The 3011-nt window shown below is 39.8% G+C and carries 2 protein-coding genes; both read left to right on the top strand.

The window, feature by feature from the left end; all coding sequences use genetic code 11:
- The first annotated feature begins 141 nt into the window (after positions 1-141).
- Positions 142-2559 carry a nitrite reductase large subunit NirB gene (gene nirB, locus ACFWE9_RS26490; protein WP_377359616.1) on the top strand — a complete coding sequence of 806 codons (2418 nt, stop codon included), beginning with the start codon at positions 142-144 and terminating at the stop codon, positions 2557-2559.
- 17 nt (positions 2560-2576) lie between these two features.
- The gene (gene nirD / locus ACFWE9_RS26495; protein ID WP_230155938.1) at positions 2577-2894 is read left to right on the top strand and encodes a nitrite reductase small subunit NirD; all 318 of its coding nucleotides are present in this window, start codon (positions 2577-2579) and stop codon (positions 2892-2894) included.
- The last annotated feature ends 117 nt before the right edge of the window (positions 2895-3011 follow it).

The following is a 3011-nucleotide window of genomic DNA, read 5'->3' on the forward strand; positions in this document are numbered from 1 at the left end:
TATTTGTAATAAAAACTAACATTAATTATTAATTTTCAAAATTCATGTAAGATTTTATAACACACTTGTTGTTATAAATAGTGACCTCACCTATAATCAAACACATAATCCTTTCAAAAAAATCTTATTGGGGGAAAAAACATGGCTAAGCAGAAATTGGCACTCATTGGGAATGGTATGGCTGGAGTAAGATGTATAGAAGAAATTTTGAAAATTCAACCAGAAAAGTTTGAGGTGACCGTCTTCGGAAGTGAGCCACATCCGAATTATGATCGAATCCAACTATCGAATGTATTGCAAGGGGCTACGACGATAGATGATATAACAATAAATGATTGGAACTGGTACAAAGAAAACAATATTACACTTTTTTCAGGTGAAACGGTCACGAACATCGACATGGCAAAGCAAATCATTTACTCAGACACAAATCGTGAAGTCGAATATGATCAATTAATTTTAGCTACCGGATCAATCCCTTTCATACTACCTATAAAGGGGGCGGATAAAAAAGGAGTGACAGCCTTTCGAAATATTGAAGATTGCGAAAAAATGTTTGAATATTCTAAAATCAATAAAAAGGCTGCAGTTATTGGTGGAGGATTACTGGGTCTTGAAGCAGCTAGGGGTCTTTTAAATCTAGGAATGCAGGTAGAGGTTATTCACCTTTCGGAATATTTGATGGATAGGCAGTTAGATCCAACAGCAGGAAAAATGCTGCAAAGGGAACTTGAAAGCCAGGGAATGAATTTTCATCTGGGGAAGCAGACTCAAGAGGTTTTAGGTGAAATTGATGTTAAAGGATTACGCTTTAGTGATGGCGATGAAATCAGCGCCGATTTAGTGGTCATGGCAGTTGGGATTAAACCAAATGTTCAAATGGCCCAAAAATGCGGCATCCCTGTCAATCGAGGAATTATCGTGGACGATTATATGCAAACTAGAATCCCGAATATTTTTGCGGTTGGTGAATGTGCGGAACACCGTGAGATGGTATATGGTTTGGTCGCTCCCCTTTATGAACAGGGCAAAGTACTAGCCAAAAGGATTTGCGGGATGGAAGGCAAAGCCTACGAGGGTTCAGTGCTCTCTACTAAGCTAAAAATATCCGGTGTTGATGTATTTTCGGCTGGAGAAATTTTCGAGGATGAACAAGCTAAATCAATCAAGGAATTTAATGAATGGAATGGTACTTACAAAAAAGTAATGATTCGAAATGGGAGAATTTCTGGTGCGGTATTATTCGGGGATACCACCGAAAGCAATAACCTATTGAGCATGATTGATAAAAATGCTGAAGTTTCCGAATATTTAGAAGTTGGAGCGAGTGAAGGACCCAGTGTCAGCCTGGTCACTACGATGTCAAATGAAGATATCATCTGTGGTTGTAATGGAGTAACGAAAGGCGATATCATGACGGCTATCGAATCTAATGGGTTAACGAGTATTGAGGAAGTAAAAGGCTGCACAAGTGCTTCAAGATCGTGCGGAGGATGTAAGCCGTTAGTCGGTGATATTCTCGAGATGACATTGGGCGCTGATTTCAGTGAGTCAAACCAGAAGGAATCCATATGCACGTGCACCACTTTATCCAGAGATGAGGTTGTTGCTGAAATACGCGAAAAAAATCTGACCCATACTCGAGAAGTTATGAATGTTCTCGGCTGGAATACAAGTGACGGATGCTCGAAGTGTAAACCGGCACTGAACTATTACTTAGGGATGATTCATCCTGTTGAATATGAAGATGAAAAAGAATCCCGCTATGTCAATGAAAGACTGCATGCAAATATTCAAAAGGATGGCACATTTTCTGTTGTGCCAAGAATGTATGGGGGCGTCACTAATCCTGATCAATTACGGAAAATAGCAAATGTTGCCGATAAGTATAATGTTAAGTTACTTAAGGTTACAGGCGGGCAAAGAATAGATTTGTTCGGTGTTGAAAAAGAAGACCTTCCAAGTGTATGGGCCGACCTGGATATGCCTTCTGGATATGCATATGGAAAAACCCTCCGAACTGTGAAAACATGTGTCGGTGAAAACTTTTGCCGCTTTGGCACCCAAGATTCAATTGGGCTGGGCATTGCCCTGGAGAAGAAATTTGAACGTGTAGGCACACCGCATAAGGTTAAGATGGCTGTGTCTGCATGTCCTCGTAATTGTGCTGAATCCGGTATCAAAGATCTTGGTGTTGTCGGTGTAGACGGTGCGTGGGAAATTTATATTGGCGGCAACGGCGGAACCCATTTAAGAGCCGCTGAATTATTATGCAAGGTGAAAACAAGTGATGAGGTAATTGAAATTACAGGTGCATACATTCAACATTATCGGGAGACAGCCAATTATTTAGAAAGAACGTCTGTCTGGGTTGAGCGTGTAGGGGTCGATTCCATTAAGGCGATTACTAGTGATAAGCAAAAAAGGATTGAGCTTAATCAACGTTTAAATGAAGCTTTATCTGTATTGCAAGAACCGTGGAAAGAAATCATTGAGAGCAATGCGATCCAAACCGGTTTATTTCAAAAAGTGAAAATTCCAGCTATATCAAATAAATGAATATGGGGGAAGCCTAAATGGGGAAAACGCTTCAAAAGATAAAGGTTTCAACAGTAAAGGAAATGCCAAAAAATCTGGGGAAAACAGTAACCATAGGCTCTCAAGAAATTGCTCTTTTTCATTTAGCTAATGGTGAATTCCGGGCTATTGAAAATCGGTGCCCACATAAAGGTGGAGTTCTGGTGGAAGGCATTGTGAGTGGTGATCACGTCTTTTGCCCGATGCATGACTGGAAAATCAGTGTCAAGAATGGAAAAGTCCAAAAACCTGATAATGGCTGCGTTAAAACATTCAATGTTGAAATAGAAAATGGCGATGTTTATATTGTTTTATAAAATTGAATGTAAAAGAAAAAGGTTGATCGGGAACATGGATAGCCCTTTTAAGGACTACCCATTTCAGTTTGTAGACAAAAGGGGTTCGGAATTAAAAAATTCCGAACCCCTTTTGAA

Origin of the sequence: Peribacillus sp. NPDC060253 (assembly GCF_042727425.1) — a bacterium.
GTDB lineage: Bacteria > Bacillota > Bacilli > Bacillales > DSM-1321 > Peribacillus.

Excerpts from the sequence above, each read along its gene's own strand:
- nirB (WP_377359616.1), top strand. The coding sequence starts at position 142 with ATGGCTAAGCAGAAATTGGCACTCATTGGGAATGGTATGGCTGGAGTA.
- nirD (WP_230155938.1), top strand. The coding sequence starts at position 2,577 with ATGGGGAAAACGCTTCAAAAGATAAAGGTTTCAACAGTAAAGGAAATG.